The 24,222-nt window shown below is 66.5% G+C and carries 17 protein-coding genes; 4 read left to right on the top strand and 13 right to left on the bottom strand.

What is annotated here, in order from left to right; all coding sequences use genetic code 11:
• Nucleotides 1–95 precede the first annotated feature (95 nt).
• From EGJ34_RS08470 to hflK, 4 genes are all read right to left on the bottom strand, one after another.
• Nucleotides 96–2,219: a methyl-accepting chemotaxis protein gene (locus tag EGJ34_RS08470; RefSeq protein ID WP_125360059.1), complete on the bottom strand. Its 2,124-nt coding sequence runs from the start codon at nt 2,217–2,219 to the stop codon at nt 96–98.
• Nucleotides 2,220–2,412: 193 nt separating this feature from the next.
• Nucleotides 2,413–3,705 carry an adenylosuccinate synthase gene (locus tag EGJ34_RS08465; RefSeq protein ID WP_125360058.1) on the bottom strand — a complete coding sequence of 431 codons (1,293 nt, stop codon included), beginning with the start codon at nt 3,703–3,705 and terminating at the stop codon, nt 2,413–2,415.
• Nucleotides 3,706–3,921: 216 nt separating this feature from the next.
• Nucleotides 3,922–4,785 (bottom strand): protease modulator HflC, encoded by an 864-nt coding sequence (locus EGJ34_RS08460; protein WP_125360057.1) that lies wholly within the window; start codon nt 4,783–4,785, stop codon nt 3,922–3,924.
• Nucleotides 4,782–5,918 (bottom strand): FtsH protease activity modulator HflK, encoded by a 1,137-nt coding sequence (gene hflK, locus EGJ34_RS08455; protein WP_125360056.1) that lies wholly within the window; start codon nt 5,916–5,918, stop codon nt 4,782–4,784. Before hflK ends, EGJ34_RS08460 begins: the two co-directional genes overlap by 4 nt.
• Nucleotides 5,919–6,136: 218 nt before the next feature.
• Here hflK and EGJ34_RS08450 point away from each other — a divergent pair, with 218 nt between their 5' ends.
• Entirely contained in the window at nt 6,137–7,132 is a 996-nt protein-coding gene (locus EGJ34_RS08450; protein WP_125360055.1) for a YhdH/YhfP family quinone oxidoreductase, read from the top strand.
• A gap of 88 nt (nt 7,133–7,220) precedes the next feature.
• A complete protein-coding gene (pilH, locus tag EGJ34_RS08445; RefSeq protein ID WP_125360054.1) occupies nt 7,221–7,604 on the top strand; it encodes a twitching motility response regulator PilH in 384 nt (127 codons plus the stop codon).
• 80 nt (nt 7,605–7,684) lie between these two features.
• On the opposite strand, the gene EGJ34_RS08440 is transcribed toward pilH, so the two are convergent.
• The gene (locus EGJ34_RS08440; RefSeq protein ID WP_125360053.1) at nt 7,685–8,578 is read right to left on the bottom strand and encodes a DnaJ C-terminal domain-containing protein; all 894 of its coding nucleotides are present in this window, start codon (nt 8,576–8,578) and stop codon (nt 7,685–7,687) included.
• A 175-nt stretch (nt 8,579–8,753) separates the two neighbouring features.
• Between EGJ34_RS08440 and EGJ34_RS08435 the strand changes: the two genes are divergently transcribed.
• On the top strand, nt 8,754–9,236 hold the full coding sequence (locus EGJ34_RS08435) for a peroxiredoxin (protein WP_125360052.1): 483 nt from the start codon (nt 8,754–8,756) through the stop codon (nt 9,234–9,236).
• 39 nt (nt 9,237–9,275) lie between these two features.
• Here EGJ34_RS08435 and pbpC read toward each other — a convergent pair whose 3' ends face one another.
• The 8 genes from pbpC to prpB form a co-directional block, all read right to left on the bottom strand.
• Nucleotides 9,276–11,621, bottom strand: coding sequence for a penicillin-binding protein 1C (gene pbpC / locus EGJ34_RS08430; RefSeq protein WP_125360051.1), 2,346 nt, complete (start codon nt 11,619–11,621; stop codon nt 9,276–9,278).
• Nucleotides 11,622–16,526: an alpha-2-macroglobulin gene (locus EGJ34_RS08425; RefSeq protein WP_125360050.1), complete on the bottom strand. Its 4,905-nt coding sequence runs from the start codon at nt 16,524–16,526 to the stop codon at nt 11,622–11,624.
• Nucleotides 16,527–16,701: 175 nt separating this feature from the next.
• On the bottom strand, nt 16,702–17,886 hold the full coding sequence (gene prpF, locus EGJ34_RS08420) for a 2-methylaconitate cis-trans isomerase PrpF (protein ID WP_125360049.1): 1,185 nt from the start codon (nt 17,884–17,886) through the stop codon (nt 16,702–16,704).
• Nucleotides 17,886–18,206, bottom strand: a complete 321-nt coding sequence (locus EGJ34_RS08415; RefSeq protein ID WP_125360048.1) for a type II toxin-antitoxin system RelE/ParE family toxin — start codon at nt 18,204–18,206, stop codon at nt 17,886–17,888. The genes prpF and EGJ34_RS08415 overlap by 1 nt, the downstream gene beginning before the upstream one ends.
• Nucleotides 18,203–18,451 carry a type II toxin-antitoxin system ParD family antitoxin gene (locus tag EGJ34_RS08410; RefSeq protein ID WP_125360047.1) on the bottom strand — a complete coding sequence of 83 codons (249 nt, stop codon included), beginning with the start codon at nt 18,449–18,451 and terminating at the stop codon, nt 18,203–18,205. Before EGJ34_RS08410 ends, EGJ34_RS08415 begins: the two co-directional genes overlap by 4 nt.
• A 143-nt stretch (nt 18,452–18,594) precedes the next feature.
• The gene (gene acnD / locus EGJ34_RS08405; protein WP_125360046.1) at nt 18,595–21,216 is read right to left on the bottom strand and encodes a Fe/S-dependent 2-methylisocitrate dehydratase AcnD; all 2,622 of its coding nucleotides are present in this window, start codon (nt 21,214–21,216) and stop codon (nt 18,595–18,597) included.
• A 126-nt stretch (nt 21,217–21,342) separates the two neighbouring features.
• Nucleotides 21,343–22,500, bottom strand: coding sequence for a 2-methylcitrate synthase (gene prpC, locus EGJ34_RS08400; RefSeq protein WP_125360045.1), 1,158 nt, complete (start codon nt 22,498–22,500; stop codon nt 21,343–21,345).
• A 28-nt stretch (nt 22,501–22,528) separates the two neighbouring features.
• Nucleotides 22,529–23,419: a methylisocitrate lyase gene (gene prpB / locus EGJ34_RS08395; RefSeq protein ID WP_125360044.1), complete on the bottom strand. Its 891-nt coding sequence runs from the start codon at nt 23,417–23,419 to the stop codon at nt 22,529–22,531.
• A 162-nt stretch (nt 23,420–23,581) separates the two neighbouring features.
• Here prpB and EGJ34_RS08390 point away from each other — a divergent pair.
• On the top strand, nt 23,582–24,222 hold a 641-nt coding region (locus tag EGJ34_RS08390; RefSeq protein WP_185750113.1), incomplete at its 3' end, for a PrpR N-terminal domain-containing protein.

Genomic DNA, 24,222 nt, shown 5'->3' with positions numbered 1-24,222 from the left:
TGGCCAGGAGGTTGCGGTCACGACCAACGGTCGTGACCTACCGGGTGCCCTGGCCAAGGGTGGATCACGACCGTTGGCCGTGATTCACGTATCCGTCAAGCCGCGCGCAGCGTGCTGTGCTCCCTGCCCTGCGGCTCCAGCCTGAACACCGCCACCGCCTCATTCAGGGACTGCGCCTGCTCTTCCAGCGCGCGGCTGGCGGCGGTGGCTTCTTCCACCAGCGCAGCGTTCTGCTGGGTGACCTGGTCCATCTGCACGACCACCTGGTTGACCTGCTCGATACCGGCGGCCTGTTCCTTGGTGGCAGCGGCAATGTCGCTCATCAACTGATTGGTACGGGAGCTGGCCTGGGTCAGCCGGGCGATGGCGGCTTCCGATTCGACGGTGACGCTCAGGCCGGTCTTTACCTTGTCGCTGGCGACGTCGATGAGGTCCTTGATCTCCTTGGCGGCGGTACCGGCGCGTTGGGCCAGGGTACGTACTTCGCTGGCAACCACGGCAAAGCCGCGGCCATTCTCACCCGCGCGCGCTGCTTCGACGGCGGCGTTGAGCGCGAGAATGTTGGTCTGGAACGCAATGCCGTCGATGACCGAGGAGATTTCAGAAATGCGTGCGGACGACTGATTGATCTCGCCCATCACTGCGGCCATCTGCGCGATGGCCTGCTCGGTGGCACGCACGGCGGCACCGGCGGCGTGCGCTTCCTGGTCCGCCTGATTAGCCAGCTCGGCGTTCTGGCGCACGGTAGAGGTGAGTTCCTCCATCGAGGCGGCGGCCTCTTCCAGGTTGGCTGCCTGCTGTTCGGTGCGGCGGGAAAGATCGCTGTGGCCAGCAGCCAGTTCCTGCGCGGCATTGTTGATGCTGCCAGCGGCACCCTGGATCTGCTGCACGATGCCGGTCAGCTGCGCAGCGGTGACATTGGCGTCGTCGCGCATCTGCGCGAACACACCCTGGTACTGGCCGCTCATGCGCTCGGTGAGGTCGCCGGTGGAGATGGCGCGCAGCACGGTGGAGAGATCGGCAATGCTGGACTGCGAAGCGGCCATCATGCCGTTGAGGTTGGCAACCATGGCCTGGAACTGGAACTGAAACGCGGCTTCGTCACCACGCACGCTGAAGTCGCCGGCGCGGGCGGCCGCGGCCAGGGTGTCGATGCTGTGGTTGATGGCGGTCAGGTTGGCCTTGACCTTGGCCATGGTGCGGGTGAGCACGGCCTTCTCGCCGGGGTAGCTGTCGAGGTCGCGACGCAGGTCACCGATGGCGTAGTCCTGCATCACGTCGACCATGTGGTTCTGCACGGCCACGTGCGAGCCAACCAGTTCATTGGTGGCATGCAGCATGCGGCCGTAGTCGCCCGGCAGCGCGTCGGCATCCATGCGGTAGCTGATCGCGCCCGCTTCGTGCTCGCGCGCCATGTCCAGCTGCGCGGTGATCGCAGCCTGCACGTTGCGGCGCACGCTGCCCATGGCCTCGCCGAGGCGGGTCAGCTCGTCACGGCCGCCGAGATTGAAGTTCTGGTCGAGCTCACCCTTGGCCATGCGATCGGCCAAGGTGACGGCGCGGCCGAGCGGAGCGGTGAAACTGCGGCCAATCAGGACCGAGGCGGCAATGCCGACCAGCAGTGCGATACCGCCCAGCACCAGCAACTGCAGCTGGGTGCGCTCGCCGACGCGGATGGCTTCGGCGGCGGCCTTGCGGCTCTCGCCTTCTTCATAGGCGACGCCGTCGGCCAGGGCCTTGTTCCAGCCGTTGGCGGCCTGCTGCACTTCGCTCAGGGTGAAAGCCACGGCACCGGCGAAGTCGCCCTCGGCCATCATCTGCCCGGACTGCTTGTTGAGCGGACGGGCAATGGCGCGCTTGGCGGTGATGTTGTCGATCACCCGCTGGCCTTCGGCGTCGTGCGGCAGCGCCTGGTAGGCGGCCCAGCTGGCCTCGTAGCGGGTCACCAGATCGGCGATGCGCTTTTCGTCGGCTTCGCGCTCCTGGCCCTGACGGATCAGCATTTCGCGGCGGACCACCAGCATCTGGTTGTTGGCGTCGAGCAGGTCGGAGAGCAGGTGGACCTTGGCCACCCCTTCGTCGACCACCTTCTGCATGGCGTGTTTCTGGACGGTGGCGCCGACTGCGCCGGTGGCGACGACGGCTACTACCAGTACCAGCAGGAGGCCAAAGCCAAGGCCAAGACGCCAGACGACGCTGACGTTGCGTAACAGATCCATGAGTGATCCACGAATGTAGGGGGAGAGACCGTTTATCGGCCGGCCTTCACAGTTTCTTTACATTGTGGTTCGATGCGTGTCATCGGGATGCCGGACCGGCCGCGAAAAGCAGAAGCCCCGCTTTCGCGGGGCTTCTTTGCCGGGCAGAGCCCGGCACTACGTTGGGCACCCGTTTCTACGGGGGCCCAGCGGATCAGGCGAACGGGTCCTGCAGGACCATGGTGTGGTCGCGGTCCGGGCCGGTGGAGACGATGCTGATCGGGCAGCCGGCCAGTTCTTCCAGCGAACGCAGGTAGGCGCGGGCGGCGGGCGGCAGGTCGTCCCAGTTGGTGATGCCGTGGGTGTTTTCGCTCCAGCCCGGGAACTCCAGGTACACCGGGGTGCAGTCTTCCCAGCCCTGGGCGTCCAGCGGGGCGTATTCGGTGCGCTTGCCGTTGTATTCATAGGCAATGCAGACCTTCAGCTTTTCCATGCCGTCCAGCACGTCGAGCTTGGTGATGCACAGGCCGCTGATGCCGTTGATGGCCACGGCACGCTTCAGCGCGACGATATCCATCCAGCCGCAACGACGCGGACGACCGGTGGAGGCACCGTACTCGGCACCGCGGTCGCGGATGCCCTGGCCGATTTCATCGTCCAGCTCGGTCGGGAATGGACCGCCGCCGACGCGGGTGGCGTAGGCCTTGGCAATGCCCAGCACGTAGTCGATGGAATCCGCGCCGACGCCGGTGCCGGCCAGTGCGCCGCCGACGGTGGTGTTGGAGCTGGTGACGTACGGGTAGGTGCCGTGGTCGATGTCCAGCAGTGCGCCCTGTGCGCCTTCGAACAGCACGCGCTTACCCTGCTTGCGCAGGTCGTGCAGGATGCCGGCGACATCGGACTTCATCGGCTGCACGTATTCGCCGAAGGCCAGCGCTTCGTCGTAGGTTTTCTGGAAGTCGACCGCTTCGGTGCCCAGGTACTTGGTCAGCACGAAGTTGTGGTAATCCAGCGCGGTGCGCAGCAGTTCTTCCAGCTGCCTGGGGTAATGCAGGTCGGCGATGCGGATGCCGCGACGCGCCACCTTGTCTTCATAGGCCGGGCCTATGCCGCGGCCGGTGGTTCCGATCGCCTTGCCGCCGGCAGCGCGCTCGCGCGCCTGGTCCAGGGCAATGTGATACGGCATGATCAGCGGAGCCGCCGGGGAAATCTTCAGGCGCGAACGCACTTCCACGCCGGAATTTTCCAGTTCGGCGATTTCCTTCTGCAGGGCCGCCGGGGAGATCACCACGCCGTTGCCGATCAGGCACAGCGCGTCGTCACGCAGGATGCCCGACGGAATCAGGTGCAGCACGGTCTTCTTGCCATTGATCACCAGGGTGTGACCGGCGTTGTGGCCGCCCTGGAAACGCACCACCGCACCGATTTCCTCGGTCAGCAGATCGACGATCTTGCCCTTGCCTTCATCGCCCCACTGGGCACCCAACACTACGACAGACTGACCCATGACGGGCTCCTCGAATAGTTGCGGCCATCGGGGCCGCGAGAGAGTAAACCGTGGCCATGCCGGCCAGCGCGTGAAGGCGGCTCCAACGGGGAGCGGCCGGCGATGGAAGGCCCAGACACAGAAAAAGCCGAACGGGAGGGCCCGTCCGGCTTTTGTGCATTATCCGGGTTTCCGGGGTCCACCGCCACCCCGGGGGGCAGCGGCTTCATCAGCCGGTCAGCGGTCGCTCTTGAGGTACTGCAGGAACGGGTCGTTCTTGTCCAGCACGATCACGCCATTGCCGTCGGTCATGGAGCCGCGGTAGGCCTCCAGGCTGCGGTAGAAGGCATAGAACGAGGGGTCGGCGTTGCCGGCCTTGCCGTAGATGCGGGCGGCTTCGGCGTCGCCGGCACCGCGCAGCTGCTGGGCATCGCGTTCAGCTTCGGCCACGATCACGGTGGCTTCGCGGTCGGCCTGGGCGCGGATGGTCAGCGACTGCTCCTCACCCTCGGCGCGCAGCTTGGCGGCCTCCTGCTTGCGCTGGGCGCGCATGCGTTCGTACACATCACTGATCACCTGGCTGTCGGTGGGCAGGTCGATCTGCTTGATGCGCAGGTCGACGATTTCCATACCCAGGCCCTTCACCGCTTCGTTGATGCCGGTGAGCTGGTTCGCGATCAGCTCGCTGCGGTCGCCGGAAACCAGTTGCTGCAGGGTGCGCGAGTTGATCTGGTTACGCAGCGAGTCGGTGATGATCGGGGCCAGGCGCTGGCCAGCCTGCTTGGCGTCGCCGCCGGTGGCACGGTAATAGGCGCGGGTGTCCTTGATGTAGCCGATGGCGAAGAAGTCGACGCTGACGTCTTTCTGCTCGGCGGTGAAGTAACGCGCCGGGGCGGTATCGAGCACCTGGAAGCGGCGGTCGAACACGCGCACGGTTTCCACCAGCGGCAGCTTGAAGTGCAGGCCGGGCTTGACGTCGGCGCGCACCACCTTGCCCAGGTTCAGGACCATGGCGGTCTGGTCCTCACGGACCACGTACACCGACCCCAGCAGGGCCAGCAGGGCGGCCACGGCCAGGCCAATCCACAGGGGACTCTTCATCGGTTGGCTCCTTCACGACCGGTCGGTCGCGTGGTCGGGCGTTCGGTATTGCGTACACCACCGTCAACCGGCGTGCTGGCCGGCAGCGAAGGCATCATCACCTCGGAGGTGATGCCGGGCAGCGTGGGGCTGGCCGGGGCCGCCGGGGCGCGGTTGTCGGGCATCGGCACGTAGATCAGCTGGCGACCGTCGCCGCCGATGACCTTGCGGTTCTCCGACAGCACCTGCTGCACGGTTTCCAGCCACAGACGCTTGCGGGTGACTTCCGGCGCGTCCTTGTACTGGGCCTGCAACTGGGTGAAGCGCTCGGCGTCACCAGTGGCCTTGGCCACGGCGGCCTGCTTGTAACCCTCGGCGGTGGTACGGGCACGCGAGGCCTGGCCACGGGCTTCAGGCACGATCTTCGCAGCGTAGGCCTGGGCTTCGTTGATCAGGCGTTCCTTGACCTGCTGGGCGGCGTTGACGTCGTCGAAGGCCGGCTTGACCTCTTCCGGCGGACGCGCATCGGGCAGGGTCAGGCCAGTGACGCTCAGACCGGTGCGGTAGCTTTTCAGCGAAGCCTGCAGGCGTTCTTCCGCCGCTGCCGCCAGCGGGCCGCGGTTGTTGAGCACGGTGTTGAGGTCGGCACGGCCGACCTGCTCGCGCACGGCGCTCTGCGCGGACTGCTCGAGCATCTGGTCGGCGTCGAAGGTGCCGAACAGGTAAAGCTGCGGGTCGTCCACGCGGTACTGCACGTTCAGCGAGACCCGCACGATGTTTTCATCGCGGGTCAGCACCGGCACGTCGCTGCTGAAGGTCTTGATCTGGGTCGCATTGACCTTGGTGACCGACTCGATCGGCCACGGCAGCTTGAAGTTCGGGCCGGGCTGCAGGATGCGCGAGAACTGGCCGAAACGCAGCACCACGCCGCGCTGCTGTTCGCCGATCAGCTGGAAGCTGGAGAACAGCACCAGCAGCACCACTGCCACGGCCACCCAACGCAGGATGCCCCCATCGAACAGGTCCTTGAGCGGACCGGGCAAACCGCCCCACCCGCCGCCACCGCCACCGCCGCCGCGCGGGCCGAACGGTCCGCGTCGATTCTCGTCGGGGCCTTGTCCGCCCTTGTTGCCGCCGGGTGTATTCCAGGCCATGCACGCTCCATCAGTAATAGGTTGCCTGCGGGCCACTCCCGCACCGTCAACCGGTCATTGCGTCCCGATTCTACAAGATGGGGCGAACCGGCAGGATTGGAAGGGGGGCGCAGGCTGAAAGGGCGATTCATCAGCGGGTCGGACTGGGACCGGCGTCGTGCCCCCGACGGACCGGACGGGGTAAGGTGAGGGCCCCTGCCCTCCAATCTGGCCCATTGATGACGCTTCCAGCAACGTTCAACACCTTCCGCATCCACCAGGACTATAACGGCCACCGCAGCGGCATCGAGACGGTCGGCCTGGACCAGCTCGATCCGGGCGAAGTGGTGATCCGCGCGCAGTGGTCGTCGGTGAACTACAAGGACGCCTTGGCCGGGACCGGCAAAGGTCGCATCCTGAGGCGGTTCCCGCTGGTGGGCGGGATCGACGTGGCCGGGACCGTGGTCGCCTCCACCGACCCGGCCTGGCGCGAAGGCGACACCGTGCTGGCGACCGGCTGCGGACTCAGCGAGACCCGGGACGGCGGCTACAGCCAGTATGTACGGCTGGAATCGAGTGCGGTGATCGCGCTGCCAGCAGGACTGGGCGCCCGCGAGGCAATGATCATCGGTACCGCCGGGTTCACCGCCGCACTGGCCCTGCTGCGCATGGTCGACAACCGGCAGACGCCGGCCCACGGGCCGCTGGCGGTCACCGGGGCCACCGGTGGGGTGGGCGCGCTGGCGGTGGACATCTTCAGCCAGGCCGGCTTCGAGGTGCATGCGGTCAGCGGCAAGGCGGACCAGGCCGGATTCCTGCGCGAACTCGGTGCGACCGAGGTGCTGCCGCGTGAGGTGCTGTCCACTACCCGGCCGATGGAGTCGGCCCGCTTCGGCGGCGGCCTGGACAACGCGGGCGGGCCGATGCTGGCGAGCCTGCTGGCGCAGACCGTGCCATACGGCAGCGTGGTCAGTGCCGGACTTGCGGCGAATCCCGCGCTGGACATGACGGTGATGCCTTTCATCATCCGCGGCGTCTCGTTGCTGGGGGTTTCTTCTTCTTCGGCACCACGCGGGCTGCGCGAACAGGTCTGGCACCGACTCGGCAACGAATGGAAACCGCGCCATCTGGCCGCGATCTGCACGCGCGAAATCACCCTGGACCAGCTGCAGGACGTGTTCGAGGGCATGCTGGCCGGCCATTCACTGGGTCGCACCGTGGTGCGAATCGACTGAGCGTTGCAGCTGGGCGACAGACGGCGCATCCGGTCCTTCACGCTGACACAGGCCGGGCCTACACTGCTGGCATTACCTGGGGAACAACATGGCACGCATTCTGATCGTCGACGATTCACCGTCGCAGCAGCTGGGCATCCGGCGCATCGTCGAAAAGCTGGGGCATGAAATCCTGACCGCCGACGACGGCGCGGCCGGCGTGGAAGTGGCCAAGGCCGAGCTGCCCGACCTGGTGCTGATGGATGTGGTGATGCCCAACCTCAATGGCTTCCAGGCCACCCGCACGCTGGCGCGTGAAGCGACCACCAAGCACATTCCGGTGATCCTGGTCACCACCAAGGACCAGGACACCGACCGCATGTGGGGCATGCGCCAGGGCGCGAAGGCCTACATCACCAAGCCGTTCTCGGAAAGCGAGCTGTCCGAGGTGCTGGAGCGCGTGTTCAACAGCAAGGAATCGCCAGCGGGTTGACCGCGTGCCGACCAACGGTCGGCACCTACCGGGGTTGCCAACACGACGGTAGGTACCGACCGTTGGTCGGTACACAAACCTCAGACGGTTTCGCCGAAGGCCTTGGCCAGGTTCCGGTAGGCCTTCTTCTGCGCGTCATCGGTGGGCACCGGGGCGACGATCTCGATTTCCACGATCTGATCGCCATCCGGATTGCCCGGTAGACCGCGTCCGCGCAGGCGAAGCTTGCGGCCGGCGTCGGAGCCGGCCGGCACCTTCAGTTCCACCGCGCCACCGAGGGTCGGCACGCTGATGCTGGTGCCCAGCGCGGCCTGCCACGGCGTGACATCCAGCGTGTAAAGAATGTTGCGGCCGTCGACCTCGAACTGCGGGTGCGCGGCATATTCCACTTCCAGCAGCAGGTTGCCGCCATTGGTGCCCTGCCCGCCCAGGCGGATCACCTGACCGGGACGGATGCCCTTGGGCACGCGCACGTCCAGCTGCTTGCCGTTGACGGTGATGCGCAGGCTGTCACCGTTGTAAGCGGCTTCCAGTGGCACCGAGAGTTTGGCGCGGGTGTCGCGGGTCGGCTGCGGGCCAGCGCCGGCACCGCCAAAGCCACTGGCACGGCCGCCACCGCCGCGCTGGCGCGCGAACAGGCTTTCGAAGAAGTCGCTGAAGCCGCCGCCACCGGCACCGCCACCAAACACCTCCTCGAAGTCGAAGCCTTGCCCGCCGCCATAGCCCGGCGGCGTGTGGAACTCTTCACCGGGACGGTAGCCCTGGGCCTTGAGCTGGTCGTAGGCGGCGCGCTTCTGGGGGTCACGCAGAGCCTCGTAGGCCTCGTTGACGGCCTTGAACTTCTCTTCCGCACCGGCCTCTTTGCTGACATCGGGATGGTATTTGCGCGCCAGCCGGCGGTAGGCGGTCTTGATTTCGGCATCGCCTGCGCTGGGTTCCACCCCGAGCGTGGCGTAGTAGTCCTTGAATTCCATTGAAAAACACCTCGAATAGGGTCGGCCGCCCGCGCCGGCGGGGGCTGTTCAGGCAATTCTAGCGGGTGCAGGCGTGCGCGCCGTGATCGAAACTTGACCCAGCGCCATGCGGCGGGGATATGCATGGGCTAGGCTGGCGATGTGACCTGCCCTGACCGTGTTACTGGAGACCCCCATGACCATCCACGTTGGCGAGCCGATCCCTGAAGTGACCCTCAAGCGCATCCGTGAGGGCATGGAAACCCTGGACACCCGCGCGTTGTTCGACGGACGCAAGGCGGTATTGTTCGGCGTACCCGGTGCCTTCACCCCAACCTGTTCGGCCCGTCATCTGCCCGGCTTTGTCGAGCAGTTCGAACAGTTCCGCGCGCGCGGCATCGACGTGTTCTGCATGGCGGTGAATGACCCGTTCGTGATGAAGGCATGGGGCGAAAGCCAGCACGTGCCCGACGGACTGCAGTTGCTGTCTGACGGCAATGGCGACTTCACCCGGGCACTGGGGCTGGAGATGGATGCCAGCGCTTCGGGGATGGGCGTACGCTCGCGGCGCTTTGCGCTGTATGTGGACAACGGCGTGGTGCGGGACGCATGGATCGAGGAGCCCGGCAAGTTCGAGGTATCGTCGGCGGAGCATGTGTTGGCGCACCTGCCAGCATGATCGCGCGGTGACATGTCCGTACCGACCAACGGTCGGTACCTACCGTAGAATCCGGAACCGTACCTGGGTCCACGCGCCATCAGCAGCCAAGGCAGTAAGCGTGTGCTCGCCGGCTTCGTCGAAATCCCGCTGCAGCAATCGCGCGCCTTCCGTGCGTGCGATCCAGCGGTCGTCCAGCAGCCAGTCCACCGGCTGTTCGGTACCGAGCGCGCGCAGTTGCAGACGCACGCCGTGTTCGGCATTCGGCGCGCGCGCCAGCGTGGCGCGGTCATTGAGGCCCTCAATGTGCAGGGTGCCCGCGCCCGCCGCCTCCTCGTCGCGACAATCCGGCGACAGCGCCGGCAGCTGCGAAGCCCGGCGCAGGGCCAGCGGAAGCCACGGCGACACCCGCCCCGGCCAACGCGCGATCTCGCGGCTTTCCGCCTCGTGCGGCAGCGTGCACTCCGGCGACAGGCGCAGGCCGCTGCGCGCATCCACCTGGAAACGCTGGCGACCGGCCTGCCACAACCGCGCATCGCGTTCGGCGAAGGTAGGTGGCACCGCGCCGTCCAGCACATAGGCGTCCAGGCGTCGTTGGCAGAGCGCGGGCGATACATCCTGTTCGCGCTCGCCGGTGGGCCAGCAGATGGTCTCGCTGCTGACGCTGCCGGGCAGCGGCGCGGCGCTGGCATCGCCGGGCTGGCGCGGCAGGCTGTCCACCACTTCGAACATCAGCGGCAGCGCGGTCACCGCGCCGTACTGACCGGGAAGCGGCGTGCCATCCGGCCGCCCCACCCACACGCCCACGGTGTAGTGGCGGGTGCTGCCGATCGCCCAGGCATCGCGGTAACCGAAGCTGGTGCCGGTTTTCCAGGCCACGCGCGGGCGCCCGGTGACATCGAAGGTGCCGCTGCCGTAGCCGGGCCGCGGATTGGACTCGAGTACCTCGCGGATGATCCAGGCCGCACCCGGCGACATCAGCCGCCGCTCGATCACCGCATCGTCCGGGCGATAACGCACGCGACCGGCAATGCCGTTGCGGTTGAAGGCGGCGAAACTACCGACCAGGTCCTCCAGGCGGGCACCGGTGCCACCGAGAATGAGGGACAGATTGGGCGCACTGCCGTGTGGGAAGCGCAGATTGATGCCGGCGTGCGAGAGCCGCGCGGCAAAGCGCGCAGACCCGACCCGATCGAGCAGATCCACCGCCGGCACGTTCAGCGACAACCGCAGCGCGGTGGCGGCGCTGACCGGGCCGTTGAACGCGGCGTCGAAGTTACCGGGACGGTAGCCGCCAAAGCTCTGCGGTGCGTCCACCATCAGGCTTTCGGAATGGATCAGGCCATCGTCCAGGGCTATCCCGTAGAGGAAAGGCTTGAGCGTGGAGCCGGGCGAACGCCACGCCTGCACCATGTCGACGTGACCAAGTCGCTGCTTGTCACCGAAGGCCACCGAGCCGACATAGGCACGCGCTTCCAGGGTGCGGTTGTCGACGACCAGCAGCGCAGCCGAGGTGCGGCCGGGCAGCTGTGAAAAATAGGAACTGACCCGTTCTTCCAGCGTACGCTGCAGGCCGATATCGAGTGTGCTTTCAATGCGCGCGGCACGCGGCTCGCCCGCACGCAGGCGCTGGGCGAGCAGCGCGGCATGCAACGGCGGCTGCAGCGCACGGGTGACCACGCCCTCCATGCGCGCATCGTCGACATCTTCGCGCGACCACACGCCGAGCGCGACCATGCGTTCAAGCACCTTGTCGCGCGCCCGCTGCGCCGCTTCCGGGTGACGGTCCGGGCGCAGTCGGCTGGGCGATTGCGGCAGCACCGCCAGCAAGGCTGCCTCAGCATGCGACAGCTGCGCGGCGGGCTTACCGAGGTAGGCCCAGCTGGCCGCCTCCACGCCCTCGATGGTGCCCCCATAGGGCGCACGCTCCAGGTACAGCGCCAGGATCTGTGCCTTGCTCAGGTGAAGCTCCAGCTGCACCGCGCGCAGCAGCTGCTTGACCTTGCCCCACGGCGTGCGTGTGTGCGGGTCGAGAATGCGCGCGACCTGCATGGTCAGCGTGGAGCCACCGGATACGATGCGGCCACTGCCCAGCCACTGCTTGCCGGCGCGCAGCAGTGCCCAGGGGTTGACCCCCGGATGCCGCCGGAACCAACGGTCTTCGTAGTTCAGCAGCGCCTGCAGGTAGAGCGGCGAGACGCTTTGGATGGAGGCCGGATAGCGCCACACGCCATCGGCGTCGGCAAAGGCGCGCAACGGGGTCCCGTCGCGCGCCACCACCAGGGTGCTGGTATCGCGCTGCTTCGGCAGCGGCGGCGGGAACGCCAGGTCCAGCACCAGCAGCACCGCCAGCAAGGTGGCGGTGCCCCAGCGCAGGCCCCGCCACAGCCAGCGGTTCCGGCTCAATCAGGGCTCCACCACGGTGATCGTGGTCGGATTGCTGCGGCCCACTCCGCGCAGGTCGGGACGGTACATGTCCTCCACCAGCGGCGGCGGCACGGTGTAGGTGCCCGGGGTGACCGCGCGCACCAGGTAGAACACCTTGGCCGTGCTGCCACGCGACAGCTTCAGCGCTGCCACGTAGCGGTCGTCGCGGAACTCCTCGTGGCGCAGGGTGGCCGCTTCACCGCGTTCGTTGATGCGCAGCCCGTCCACCACCACGTCCGCCCATTGCTTGGCATCGCCCAGATTGAGATTCTCGATTTCCAGGCCGGCCGGCAGCAGGTCGGTCAGCAGCGCGTCGGGCATGTCCAGGTTGGGAGTGATGTTGACCCGCACGATCAGGGTTTCGCCTTCCTTCAGCGGACGCGGGCTCCACGGCTTGCCGTCGGTGGTGTACCAGCTGCGCTCCACGCCCAGGTGGCGGCTGTCCGGCTCCGGCGCGGTGCGCGGAATGCCGGCCACCTCCAGGCTGGCGAACATCGGCGGCTCGCCCTGCGGGGTGAAGCGCACGCCCTTGGCCAGCGCGGCGTAGTCGAACCCGCGACCAAACAGACGGCGCGCGGCGATCGCTTCCACCTCTCCGCCAATGGCCAGCTCGCCCGAGACCTGCTTCTTCTGGTTGGCGGCCAGCGCCTTGCCCAGCCGTGCCAGTGCCACCTGCTCCTGGGTGCTGAGCCACATCCAGCCGTTGTTGCGGCGCGCATCCAGGGCACGGCCCAGGTCCACCGCACGGGCATCGTAGGCCGGCTTGGCCAGCTTGCGCTCATGCAGCAGCGCGATCATCAGGGCGTCGTCGCGCACCGCGCTGCCGTAGTCACCGAAGTACTGCGGGCGCTCACTGCTGGGCTTGGCAAAGCCGGCGGCGATGGCGGCGTCGCCGCGTTTATGGTCGCCCTGCAGCGACAAGGCGATGCCCAGATGCACCAGCGACAGACCGGTAATCGCCTTGCTGCGTTCGTTGTCGTACAGCGCCCGCAGGGTACCCAGCGGGGCGCGGTTGACCCGAGCCAGCACGTAGCCCGAATACGCCTGGTTGGCGAATTTGAGGTTCTCGCGACGGTCTTCGCCGTAGAACTGGTTACCACCGGCCAGCAGGTCCTCGCTGAGGCGGTTCAGTGCCTTCTGCAGCACCGCATCGGGCACGGCGAAGCCGGCGTCCTTGGCGTCGAGCAGGAACTCGGCGATGTAAGGGGTGAGCGCTGGATTGACGTAACCGTCGTCGCCCCACATCGAGAAGTTGCCATTGGCGACCTGCATCGAGGCCAACCGGCCGAACGCGCCCTCCATGCGTTCGCGGCGCTGCCTGGCATCCAGACCACCGGCCCCGAGCAGGGTGGCGGTGGCTTCATCCAGCATCAGTGCGGCGTAGCCCTTGCTGGTGGTCTGCTCGGCACAGCCGTACGGATAGCGCAAGGCTCCTTCCAGCGCACTGGCGAATGGAATCGGCGGCAAGGCACTGACCAGCATGCGGGCACTCACCGAATCCTGCATCAGGCCGTCGGCCAGCGCGGCGTCCATGCTGACCGCCGCCAGCGGGTCGAGCGTACGGGTCTGCGCGCGCAGTACCTGCGGCCAGGCGGCGCGCACCGGCAGGTCGTAGCGGCGGTCCACCTTGAAGCCGTTGCCGTCCACCCGTACGCGCACCTGGGCGACGGTGTAGCCTTCGCGCGCACCCAGCGGGAAACTCAGGGTCTGCTTGGCGTCGGCGTTCAACTTCAGCGTGCGGTTGCCCTCGCCCAGCGTGATCGGGCCGACACCTTCAACCTGCACTTTGAACTCACCCGGCTTGCCGGTGAAATTCTGCACGTCCAGTGTGACCGTGCTGCGGTCGCCCGGGGCCAGCACGCGCGGCATGCTGGCTTCGGCCAGGATCGGCGCACGCACCACCGTTTCCATGTCCCGCTTGCCGTACTGGTCGTCCGAATACACCACTGCGGAAACACGCAGGGTGCCGTTGAAATCGGGCACCTTGAGATTGACCCGGGCATTGCCCTTGGCGTCGAGCTTCACCGGACCGGCAAACAGGTCCACGGTCTGCACGCGGGCGGTGGGACGTTTGGCCTGTGGCAGCGCGGCCAGGGCCATGTCGCCACCGAACTTGAGCTTGCCACTGCTGCCGTCGAAACTTTCAATCACGCGGCTGTAGATGTCATAGGCATCCACGCCCAGCCGGCGCTGCGCGAAGAAGTGCGCCGCCGGATCCGGCACCGGGAAGCGGGTGATGTTGAGGATGCCCACATCCACCGCCGATACGGTGACATGCGCCACCTTGCCGGCCAGCTGCGGCGCGCTCACCGTCACCGGCAGGGTCTGCTCGGGGCGCATCTGCTTCGGTGCCGACAGGCCCACGGCCACGCTGCGCGCCTTGCGGTCCATCGGCACGTGCACCACGCCCACGGCACGCGCCGGGGTGATCTTGCTGGGCGCACTGCCGCCGCGGAACACCAGCGCGGTGATGTAGACGTCGTGGCGTTCCCACTCGGCGGTGACCGGCAGGTCGAATGTGCTGCCCGGCTTGGCGTCGATCTCCTGCACGTAGAGCATCTTGTCGCTCTCGACCATGATCACGCCCTTGCCGGCATGCGGCGGGGTGACGGTGACGCGCACGGTATCGCCGGCCTTGTAGCCGGTCTTGTCCAGGCTCAGCTTGACCTTGTCAGGGCGGGCATCCAGACCGCGATTGTCATCGTTCCAGCTCCAGCCCGCATGGAAGGGATACCGGCTGGTCAGTCCGGTGCCGGGGTCTAACACCTCCAGGCGGTACTCGCCCCACTCCACCGGGAAGTCGATGCCGACGGCCGCCGTACCTGCATCGAGGGTGCGGGTTTCCTTGTTCTCGAAGCGGCGGGTGAAGTCGTAGTCCCAGCGGTTTTCGTTGAAGGTCCAGTGGTAATCGCGCAGCTCGCGCACCAGGGTCACTTTCAGGCCCTTGGCCGGGTGGGCCTTGCCCGCCGCATCCACGCGCATGATCTCAAAGCGGGCGTTGCTGTTGGCGTCGGCCCCGTCATCGGGATCGAAAAGCGGGCGCACGCCGACCAGCACCGGGGCCGGCCACATGACCCGCTTCAAGGTGCGGCTGACGGTGCGGCCACCGGTCTCGTAAACGCTGCCGGACACCACGAGTGCGACCGGTGCGGTGGCCTTGACCTCGCCGGGCAGCGCTACGTCCTGGCGCAGCTTGCCGTCGGCCGGGAATTCGGTGTCGATCACGTCGCGCGCGTCGCGCGGCAGTTCAAGCGTGGGGTCGCCGAAGAAGTAACCCGGCAGCGATTCGACCGGGGACATCTCGGCGGCCACCGCCAGACGCGCGGTGAAGCGGTTGCCGTCGGCCGGCGCACCGTACAGATAGGCCGCGTCGGCCTGCAGCTTGAGCGGTTCGCCGGGCTTGAGGGTCTTCTGCGGACTGTCCAGGTCCAGCTTCATGCGCTCGGGCAGGAACTCCTCGATGCGCAGGGTCATGCCCTGGATGGCTTCCTTGCTGGCCGGATTGCTGCGGAACTCCACCTGCCAACGGCCGGTGGGGGCATCGACCGGGATGGTCTGCTCGAAGCTCAGGTAACCCTGCTCGCCGGGTTGCAGGCGGGTTTCACGGAAGGTCTTGCCGTCCGGCTGCTTCAGCCGCAGATAGACCGGCTGGGGCTTGACCGGCTTGCCGTCGTTGTCGCGCAGAAGCGCGGATACGCGCACCGTTTCCCCGGGACGGTAAAGATCACGCCCCGACCAGGCGAACACGTCGAACCAGGCATTGTCACGGCCCGCCACGGCGAACTCACTCAGGTCGAGCGCCGGCTGGTTGAACGGCAGGAAGGTCGTGTCCGCGCCGCTGCTGGCGATCAGCACGTGGCCGGCATCCAGGGTGTACCTGAGCAGTGCGTTGCCGTTGCCGTCGGTGCTGCCCCTGAGCACCACCTCGCCCTTGGCATCGAGAATGCGCAGATCGATCTTCTTCAGTGACGCGCCGCTCTGCAATGAAGCGGTATGGACGAACAGGGTGTCTTTGTAAGCGCGCGTGTGCAGGCCGATGTCGCTGACGGTGAAGAAGGCGGTGTCAAACTCGCTGTCGAACGAACCGGTGCGCTTCATCACCGCGAAGTACAGGCCCGGCTCCTGCAGTTCCTTGATGTCCTGGGTGGGCAGGTAGGTGAGCACGCGCTCGTTCTGCTTGCCGCCGATCACGAAGCGGTTCACATAGACCGGCTCGGCCAGCTGCGACATCGGGGTCTTGTCCCCGTACTCGCTGTCCAGCTCCCAGCTGCCACGACGGCCACCGCGCTGGTACTGGCTGAAGAACTGGGGCAGCTGCTTTTCGCGTACGCGGAGGAACTCCACGTCCACCTCGGGCACATTGACCGAGACCACCGGCAAGCCGCGGCTGTCGCGTGCCGGCAGCACGCTGCCCTGGGAGGCGAAGCCGGCCGCCGGCTTGAGTTCGCCGGTGAACACCTTCTGCTTCAGTTCCTTGCCGATGCGGCTGCCATCGGCGGCCAGCAGATCGGGCGACACGACCAGGGTGTAGTCCTTGGCCGCTTCCACGAACGGGTAGCGCAGCGTGGTGCCGTCGTCGGAGAGCGTCCAGCTGCTGTCCTCCGTGCCGACCTTCTCTTCGAAGCGGACGAGCTTGTCGAAGTCCTGGGTACCGACCAGCGGGCGCGAGAATTCCAGCGCCAGCGACAGTCCATCGCCCTTCTGGTCAGGGTAGGCACGCAGCAGGGTGAACTCAGTGACCGCCTCGGCTTTGGCCGCGATCGGCTTGCCGGAGGCCTCGGGCAGCTGGCCACTTTCGTTGCGTTTGCAGCCGCTGATGCCGAACGCCAGGCCGGCGGCGAGCGCCAGCGCGATGATTCCTTTCCACTTGCCCTGCCCGACCATGACGTCACTCCCTGAACGATGCCACCAGTATACGGTGGTGATCCGGAGCACCCAAGGACGCGCATGGCGCGTCCCTACGGGTCGCCTGGCCAACCAAACCCGGGCGCCCCCCAACCCGGGCGACCAAGGATCGTAGTGACACGCCATGCGTGTCAAAGCCATGATCCTGTGCGCGTTACAAGGCCCCCGCCGGCACCCGCACCGCGCCTTCCATCAGCACGCGGGCGCTGCGGCTCATCAGCGCCTTGGTGACCACCCACTCGCCCTCCACCTGGGCCGCCTGCGCCCCAACCCGCAGGGTGCCGGAGGGATGCCCAAAGGTCACCGCGTCACGGGTGCCGCCACCGGCGGCCAGATTGACCAGGGTGCCCGGGATGGCAGCGGCGGTCCCGATGGCCACCGCTGCGGTGCCCATCATGGCGTGGTGCAGCTTGCCCATCGAAAGCGCACGCGCGTGCAGATCGATGTCGCCCGCCTTGATCTGCTTGCCGCTGGAGGACACGTAGTCCTGCGCCGGGGCGACGAAGGCGACCTTGGGTGTGTGCTGGCGGGTGGCCGCCTGATCAATATGTTCGATCAGACCCATGCGCACCGCGCCGTGCGCGCGGATCGCCTCGAAGCGGGCCAGCGCGCCCTTGTCCTCATTGATGGCCGGCTGCAGCTCGGTGCCGGTGTAGCCCAGGTCGGCGGCGTTGAGGAAGATGGTGGGAATGCCGGCGGTGATCATGGTCACCGTGAAGCTGCCCACCCCAGGCACGTCCAGCGTGTCGGTCAGGTTGCCGGTGGGGAACATGGTGCCGCCATCGGCGTCGTCGGACGGGTCGATGAACTCCAGCGCTATCTCGGCGGCCGGGAAGGTCACCCCATCCAGCTCGAAGTCACCGTCTTCCTGCACCTGGCCATCGACAATCGGCACATGCGCAAGGATGGTCTTGCCGATGTTGGCCTGCCAGATGCGCACGGTGCAGGTGCCGTTGTGCGGAATCCGCGCCGGGTCAATGAAGCCGTTGCTGATCGCGAATGGCCCCACGGCAGTGCTGAGATTGCCGCAGTTGCCGCTCCAGTCCACGAAGGCGGTGTCGATGGAGACCTGGCCGTACAGATAGTCGACATCGTGATCGGGTACCGATGCGCCGGAGATGATCACGCACTTGCTGGTGCTGGACGTCGCGCCGCCCATGCCGTCGGTGTGCTTGCTGTAGGGGTCGGGCGAGCCGATCACGCGCATCAGCAGCGCATCACGCGCAGGGCCCGGCACCTGGGCGGCAACGGGCAGGTCCTGCAGGCGGAAGAACACGCCTTTGCTGGTGCCGCCGCGCATGTAGGTGGCGGGAATGCGGAGTTGGGGTAGATAGCTCATTACGACTCCAGTAAGGCATACAGGCCACGGCGCGCGTTCCAGACGCGCAGCACCTGCAGATGCGTGGGAAGCTCGATGTAATAGATGAGATAGTCGTCGAACCGGCGGATGGGCATGAACCGGAGCGGCGCGGCGAGACCTTCCATAAGACCGTCATGCCGGGGCGAGCCTGCACCGGGCGTCACCTCCAGGAGGCTTACGGCTGCTTGCAATGCGTCAATTAAGGCCAATTCCAGCGACTCTCCTCCTTGCCCTGCATACCACTCGGCTGCCTCATCGGCATCCTGCAGAGCCCGGTCATGCCAGCGCGCATGCTTCATTCCTTCGCCCGCTGCCGAGCACGTTCCCGCATGCGATCAAAGTGATCTGGCTCCAACGGCTTGGCCGGCCCAGAGGCCAGACCTTCGGCGATGAGTTGCCTCAGCAGGTCTTCGGCCTTGCGCCGCTGGCGCTGCCGGATCAGGTCGCGCACGTAGTCGGAGGTGCTCGAATAGCCACCTTCGCTGACTTCTTCGTCGACGAACTGCTTGAGCGGGTCGCTGAGGGAGATGTTCATGGTGGCCATGGGGGAACCTCGGAATGGCAATAATTGCCATTGATGGTGCGCCGTCAAGGGGCTGGGTGCAAGGTTTCGGGGTTCATGATTGGGGGGCGAGCGTTGGCCTTGTCCGGGAAAGCCACGCAGGGCGTGGCTCTACGGGGGTTGGGTCAGGCGGCCTGGGTGGATTCCAGGAAGTCCTGGGCGAAGCGCTGGAGGACGCCGCCGGCTTCGTAAATGGCCACTTCCTCGTCGCTGTCCAGACGGCAGGTGACCGGTACAACGAGGTCCTGACCATCGCGACGGTGGATGACCAGGCTGAGGTCTGCACGCGGGGTGCGTGCACCGACCACGTCGAAGGTCTCGGTGCCGTCGATGCCCAGGGTCAGACGGGTGGTGCCCGGCTTGAACTCCAGCGGCAGCACACCCATGCCGATCAGGTTGGTGCGGTGGATGCGCTCGAAGCCCTCCGCGACGATGGCCTCGACGCCGGCCAGGCGCACGCCCTTGGCCGCCCAGTCGCGCGAACTGCCCTGCCCATAATCCGCACCCGCAATGATGATCAGCGGCTGCTTGCGCTCCATGTAGGTTTCAATCGCCTCCCACATGCGCATGACCTTGCCTTCCGGCTCGACCCGGGCCAGCGAGCCCTGCTTCACGCTGCCGTCCTCGTTGCGGACCATTTCGTTGAACAGCTTGGGGTTGGCGAAGGTGGCGCGCTGCGCGGTGAGGTGGTCGCCGCGATGGGTGGCGTAGGAATTGAAGTCCTCTTCGGGCAGGCCCATTTTTGCGAGGTACTCACCGGCGGCACTGGAGGCCAGAATCGCGTTGGACGGCGACAGGTGGTCGGTGGTGATGTTGTCCGGCAGCACGGCCAGCGCACGCATGCCTGCCAGGGTGCGTTCGCCTGCCAGCGCACCTTCCCAATAGGGCGGGCGGCGGATGTAGGTGCTCTGCGGACGCCAGTCGTACAGCGGGCTGACGGTGGGCGCGGCGTGTTCCACGCGGATGTTGAACATCGGGTTGTAGACGCTGCGGAACTGCTCCGGCTTCACCGCCGCCTTCACGACGGCGTCGATCTCGGCATCGGTCGGCCAGATGTCCTTCAGGCGCACCTCGTTGCCCTGCGCATCCAGGCCCAGCACATCCTTTTCAATGTCGAAGCGCACGGTGCCGGCGATGGCATAGGCGATCACCAGCGGCGGCGAGGCCAGGAACGCCTGCTTGGCATACGGGTGGATGCGCCCGTCGAAGTTGCGGTTGCCCGAAAGTACTGCGGTGGCGTACAGGTCGCGGTCAATGATTTCCTGCTGGATCGACGGATCCAGCGCGCCACTCATGCCGTTGCAGGTGGTGCAGGCAAACGCGACGATGCCAAAGCCCAGCTTTTCCAGGTCCGGCAACAATCCGGCTTCCTGCAGGTACAGCTGCACGGCCTTGGAGCCTGGTGCCAGCGAGGATTTCACCCACGGCTTGCGCAGCAGGCCGCGCTCGTTGGCCTTGCGTGCCAGCAGGCCGGCAGCGATCACGTTGCGCGGGTTGGAGGTGTTGGTGCAGCTGGTAATGGCGGCGATGATCACCGCGCCGTCCGGCATCAGGCCCTGGGCCTGCTCGGCCCTGCCCGCTTCCAGCTTGGCGGCGTCGGCGATACCCCGTTCAACCAGGGCAGATACGGGCAGGCGACGGTGCGGGTTGCTCGGGCCGGCCATGTTGCGGACCACGCTGGAGAGGTCGAAACGCAGCACGCGCGGATACTGCGCGGTGACCAGGTCATCGGCCCACAGGCCGGTGGCGCGGGCGTAGGTCTCCACCAGCGCCACCTGGGCTTCCTCGCGCCCGGTCAGGCGCAGGTAGTCGGTGGTCTGGCTGTCGATGTAGAACATCGCCGCCGTTGCGCCGTATTCGGGGCACATGTTGGAAATGGTGGCGCGGTCGCCGATGGTCAGCGCGGCGGCACCTTCGCCGAAGAACTCCAGCCACGCCCCCACCACGCGTTCGGCGCGCAAAAATTCGGTGAGGGCCAGCACCACGTCGGTGGCGGTGATGCCGGGCTGCGGCTTGCCGGTCAGCTCCACGCCGACGATGTCCGGAAGGCGCATCCACGACGCACGGCCGAGCATCACGTTTTCGGCCTCAAGACCGCCTACGCCGATGGCTATCACACCCAGCGCATCCACGTGCGGGGTATGGCTGTCGGTGCCGACGCAGGTGTCGGGAAATGCCACGCCGTCCTTCACGTAGATCACCGGCGACATCTTCTCCAGATTGATCTGGTGCATGATGCCGTTGCCCGGCGGAATCACGTCCACGTTCTGGAAGGCGAGCTTGGTCCAGTCGATGAAGTGGAAACGGTCTTCATTGCGACGATCCTCGATCGCGCGGTTCTTCTCGAACGCCTGCGGGTCGTAGCCGCCGCACTCAACCGCCAGCGAATGGTCGACGATCAGCTGCACCGGCACCACCGGATTGACCTTGGCCGGGTCGCCGCCGCCGTCGGCGATGGCGTCGCGCAGGCCGGCCAGGTCGACCAGTGCGGTCTGGCCCAGAATGTCGTGGCAGACCACGCGCGCGGGGAACCAGGGGAAATCCAGGTCCTGGCGGCGCTCGATCAGCTGGGTAAGTGACGCAGTGAGGGTGGCCGGGTCGCAGCGGCGCACCAGGTTTTCGGCCAGCACGCGCGATACATAGGGCAGCGTGGCATAAGCTCCCGGCGCGATCGCGTCGACGGCGGCACGGGCATCGAAATAGTCCAGCGACGTGCCGGGAAGGGTCTTGCGGAAATCAGTATTCATGGCTGGCGATAGCTGCGAATTGGCGGGCCGGGGCTTGGATTGCGTGGGCCGGCCAACGGCCGGCGCTACCGGTGATCGTTGGCGGGCCGATGCGAGGGGCGACGTATCGCCGCCCCTTCCATGGCGTTACTGACGCTCGGACAGCGGCACGAAGACCTGGTCTTCCGGGCCGGTGTAGTTGGCGCTGGGGCGGATGATCTTGCCGTCGATGCGCTGTTCGATGACGTGCGCGCTCCAGCCGGAGGTGCGGGCGATGACGAACAGCGGGGTGAACATCGCGGTAGGCACACCCATCATGTGGTAGCTGACCGCGCTGAACCAGTCGAGGTTCGGGAACATTTTCTTGATGTCCCACATCACCGACTCCAGGCGCTCGGCGATGTCGTACATCTTCAGATTGCCCTGCTCGGCCGACAGCTCACGGGCAACGTCCTTGATCACCTTGTTGCGCGGGTCGCTGACGGTGTACACCGGATGGCCGAAACCGATCACCACTTCCTTGCGTTCCACGCGGGCCTTGATGTCAGCCTCGGCATCGTCCGGGCTGTCGTAGCGCTTCTGCACCTCGAAGGCCACTTCGTTGGCACCGCCGTGCTTGGGACCGCGCAGCGCGCCGATACCGCCGGCAATGCAGCTGTACATGTCGCTTCCGGTACCCGCAATGACGCGACAGGTGAAGGTGGAGGCGTTGAACTCATGTTCGGCGTACAGGATCAGCGAGGTGTGCATGGCGCGCACCCACGAGTCCTGTGGCTTTTCGCCGTGCAGCAGGTGCAGGAAGTGGCCGCCGATGGAGTCATCGTCGGTTTCCACGTCGATGGCCCGGCCGTTGTGGCTCCAGTGGTACCAGTACAGCAGCATCGAGCCCAGACAGGCCATCAGCTTGTCGGCGATGTCGCGTGCACCCGGATGGTTGTGGTCGTCCTTTTCCGGCGACACGCAGCCCAGCACGGAAACACCGGTGCGCATGACATCCATTGGGTGCGCCGACGGCGGCAGCTCTTCCAGCGCAGCCTTGACTGCAGCGGGAATGCCGCGCAGCGACTTCAACTTGGCCTTGTAGGCGGTCAGTTCGGCGCGGGTCGGCAGCTTGCCGTGTACCAGCAGATGGGCGATTTCCTCGAACTCACTGGTGTTGGCCAGGTCCAGGATGTCGTAGCCACGGTAGTGCAGGTCGTTGCCGCTGCGGCCGACGGTGCACAGCGCGGTATTGCCGGCGGCGGTGCCGGACAGGGCGACGGACTTCTTCGGCTTGAAGCCGGGGGCGGTGGTTGCTTCGCTCATGATCCCTCCAGAAAACAATGGTTCAGCGTTACTTCTTGGCGGCAAACAGCGCGTCGAGTTGCTGCTCGAACGCGTGGTAGCCGATACGGTCGTAGAGTTCCTCGCGCGTCTGCATGGTATCGACCACGTTGCGCTGGTGGCCATCGCGACGGATGGTCGCATACACATTCTCGGCCGCCTTGTTGGCAGCACGGAAGGCGGACAACGGGAACAGCTGGATGGCCACGCCGGCCGACGCAAGTTCGTCGCGGCTGAACAGCGGGGTCTTGCCGAACTCCGTGATGTTGGCCAGCACCGGCACCTTGACCGCATCGACGAAGCGGCGATAGGTGTCCAGATCGTAGGCGGCCTCGGCGAAGATGCCGTCTGCACCGGCTTCGACGCAGGCGATGGCGCGTTCGATGGCCGCATCCACCCCGTCCACCTGGATGGCGTCGGTACGGGCGATCAGGAAGAAGTCGGGATCGGTTTTGGCATCGGCGGCGGCTTTGACGCGGTCGACCATCTCGCCCTGCGAGACGATTTCCTTGCCGGGCCGGTGACCGCAGCGCTTGGCCCCCACCTGGTCTTCGATGTGACAGGCGGCGGCCCCTGCCTTGATCAACGACTTGACCGTGCGGGCGATGTTGAACGCGCTGGGCCCGAAGCCGGTGTCGATGTCGACCATCAGCGGCAGGTCGCACACGTCGGTGATCCGGCGCACGTCGATCAGGACATCTTCCAGCGTATTGATGCCCAGGTCCGGCAGTCCCAGCGAGCCGGCGGCGACGCCGCCACCGGACAGATAGAGGGCGCGGTAGCCGGCGCGCTGCGCCAGCAGCGCATGGTTGGCATTGATCGCACCGATCACCTGCAGCGGGGACTCGGCGGCCAGGGCGACGCGGAAGCGCGCGCCGGCGGAGGAAACAGAAGCGGTCATTCGGCTGTCCATCGTGGGTAACTGACGGGTGGGCGCAAGGGGCATGCCAATACCCAAGCCGTTGATTTTATTGACATCAAACGTTTCATCTCGCGTTTCATCATGAAACATGCAACGCGGTGTAACATGAGCACCACTGAAACGTCGCGGATCATCATGTCGCTGCACCTGCCTCGCCATCGGCTGCCTGACCCTGACCCGGGCTACCTGCCGGTGATCTGGACCGTCAGTGTGTCCCGACTCACCGGCCTGCTGGGAGACGTGATTCCCGAGTTCGACCGCCGCGCCCGGATTGTGCCGATCAACCTCGGCTTTGAGGAAGCGGTGGACGTGATCGGCCAGCGGTTGCGGCGCGAGCACTGCGATGTGGTGATTGCCGGTGGCTCGAACGCGGCCTACCTGCGCAGCCGGCTGGACGTGCCGCTGGTGCCGATCCAGGCCAATGGCTTCGATCTGATGGAAGCGCTGGCGCGCGCACGGCGTATCGCCTCACGGATCGGGCTGGTCACCCATGCCACCGACGTGCCCACCTTTGGCAGTTTCCAGCACAGCTTCGGGCTGGATATCGAACACCGCCGTTTTGTCACCCGCGAGGATGCACGTGACTGCATCGCCGACCTGCGCGCCAACGGCATCGAAGTGATCGTGGGTACCGGCATGGCCATCGACCACGCCGAGCAGCTGGGGCTACCCGGGGTGTTGCTGTACTCGGCCGACTCGGTGCGCCAGGCATTCGAGCATGCGCTGGAACTGACCCAGACCCTGGCGCGCTCCGGTGCCGCGCCGGTCCGCCGCCGGGTGGC

Origin of the sequence: Stenotrophomonas sp. 278 (assembly GCF_003935715.1) — a bacterium.
Classification (GTDB): Bacteria; Pseudomonadota; Gammaproteobacteria; order Xanthomonadales; family Xanthomonadaceae; genus Stenotrophomonas; species Stenotrophomonas maltophilia_AH.
The sequence above is the reverse complement of the archived record's forward strand: the minus strand, read 5'-3'. Positions and strand labels throughout refer to the sequence as shown.